This is a genomic window from Streptomyces mayteni, from assembly GCF_054783955.1.
In genome coordinates, this window is record NZ_BAAGPR010000247.1 from 1 (window position 1) to 2,174 (window position 2,174).

Genomic DNA, 2,174 nt, shown 5'->3' on the forward strand with positions numbered 1-2,174 from the left:
TATGTGAACGGCTTGTCTTGGTCGACTGCCAGTTCTACCGGGGCTCCGCTTCCCACGTCACACCACCCCCACAACCCCTAACTTCACGGCCTTGGCCGTTAGCTGGGGGAGGGTGGGCGCGATGCCGCGCGAAGCGCGGGGGGTGCCCTGCGGCCCTCGGCGCACCGCGGAGCGCGGACGGGGCCCAGGCCCCGCGCGCAGCGCGCAACGATGGGCGGGCGGGCGGGTGGGCGTAATCCCGCGCGAAGCGCGGCGAGCCGCGCCGTGCGCCGTGACGGGCGGCCGCTGCCGGCCGGGCTATCTCTCACGGCACGCGGACGGTGCTCAGCCCCGCGGGAGACGGACGCGGCCGCGGCCGCCGCCGCCCCGCGGAACGCGGAGCCCGCGCGAAGCGCGGAAAGGGGCGGGTGGGTGGGGGAACCCCGCGCGAAGCGCGTGGGGCCCCGCCGGGTCGGGCAGCCCGCGGAGCGCGAAAAGGGCTTGTGGGGGCACCCCCCAGCGTTAGCTGGGGGAAGGTGGGGGAGAACCCTCGGTCCGTCAGGACCTGGCGGCCGCCTCGAAGAGTTGGCGCATGGCCGCCCGCAGGTCGGCCACGTCGGCTACCGGCGTCGGGAACTCGAAGCGCGCGTCGAAGCACGCCGTGCCGGTGCTGAAGCGGATGCGGAGGCCGTGGCGGTCGAGGGCGAGGGGTGCGACCCCCTGCCAGACCTCGCAGGCCGCGCCGCGGTCGCCCAGGAGGGTGCAGAGGGAGCGGAGTTGTTCCTCGTGGGCCGCCGCCAGGTGCTGAAGCAGCTCGGCCTCGTGGGGGGCGAGCGGGTCGGCGGTGGCGGCGGTGAACTCGTCGGGTTCGACGTGGGCGGCGCCCCACAGGTCGTCGGCGTACGCCTCGCCGACCTCCAGGCAGAGGAGGGTCCACGCCGGCCCGGGGACCGGGCCGGCCGGGTGGCGTTCGGCCAGCAGCCGGGTGGTGGCGCACCGTTCGGACTCCTGGACGGCGGTGAGCCAGCCGGCCACCCAGCCGCGGCCGCGGATCCGGTGGGGGACGGAGACCGGCGCCACGTCCGTGATCTCCATCACGGCGGTGACGTCGTCGTCCAGGGCAAATGCCGTCGCCCTGGCGGCCGGTGAGTCCGCCGGGACCAGCAGCAGCACGTCGCCGGCGGGCGAGACGGCGCGCGATTCGGGCACACTGTGTCCCAGCTCGGCGCCCGGAATGGTCAGTGCCGCCGAGGCGTTCGACTCGACGAGAGTACGCACCCGCTCGGCGGCCGTGGGCTGCCGAGCACCGTGCCCGGGACGCGGCTGGTCCTCCCCTTGGCTTCGGTGTCCGGAGTCGGAACGAGGGCTCCCAGGTCGAATCATGCGCACTCCTCAGATAAGGTAAGCCTCACCTAACTTACACGGAGGTCCGTTCAACGTGAACCAGTCGCGTCCCAAGGTCAAGAAGTCGCGCGCCCTCGGTATCGCGCTCACGCCGAAGGCCGTCAAGTACTTCGAGAGGCGCCCCTACCCGCCGGGCGAGCACGGGCGCGGCCGCAAGCAGAACAGTGACTACAAGGTCCGTCTGCTGGAGAAGCAGCGGCTGCGCGCGCAGTACGACATCAGTGAGCGGCAGATGGCCCGCGCCTACGACCGGGCCCGCAAGGTCACCGGGAAGACCGGCGAGGCCCTGATCATCGAGCTGGAGCGCCGGCTCGACGCGCTGGTGCTGCGGTCCGGTCTGGCCCGCACCATCTACCAGGCCCGCCAGATGGTGGTGCACGGCCACATCGCCGTCAACGGCCGCAAGGTCGACAAGCCGTCGTTCCGGGTGAGCCCCGAGGACGTCGTCGAGGTCCGGGAGCGCAGCCGCGCCAAGCACCCCTTCCTGGTCGCCAGGGAGGGTGGCTACGCGGGCGAGGGCGAGACGCCGCGCTACCTCCAGGTCAACCTGGAGGCGCTGGCCTTCCGCCTCGACCGCGACCCGAACCGCAGCGAGATCCCGGTCATCTGCGACGAGCAGCTGGTCGTCGAGTACTACGCCCGCTGACCCCCGCCGCCCGCCGGCTCCCCACCGTCGGAGCGGGGAGCGGCGGGCAGCGGCAGCCGGGTCGGGTGCTCGGCCACCGACGCCCGGCCCGGGCCCGGCACCGCGGTCGGCGGCCCGCCGGCCGTGCCCCGGCCGCCGAGCGCCC

2 protein-coding genes are annotated in these 2,174 nt (G+C 74.1%); one reads left to right on the forward strand and one right to left on the reverse strand.

The window, feature by feature from the left end:
* Positions 1-537 precede the first annotated feature (537 nt).
* Positions 538-1,362 (reverse strand): DUF2470 domain-containing protein, encoded by an 825-nt coding sequence (locus ACYVPE_RS39670; protein WP_461038705.1) that lies wholly within the window; start codon positions 1,360-1,362, stop codon positions 538-540.
* A 55-nt stretch (positions 1,363-1,417) separates the two neighbouring features.
* Here ACYVPE_RS39670 and rpsD point away from each other — a divergent pair, with 55 nt between their 5' ends.
* Complete coding sequence (gene rpsD / locus ACYVPE_RS39675) at positions 1,418-2,029, forward strand: 30S ribosomal protein S4 (RefSeq protein ID WP_461038706.1); 612 nt, start codon at positions 1,418-1,420, stop codon at positions 2,027-2,029.
* Positions 2,030-2,174: the final 145 nt, after the last annotated feature.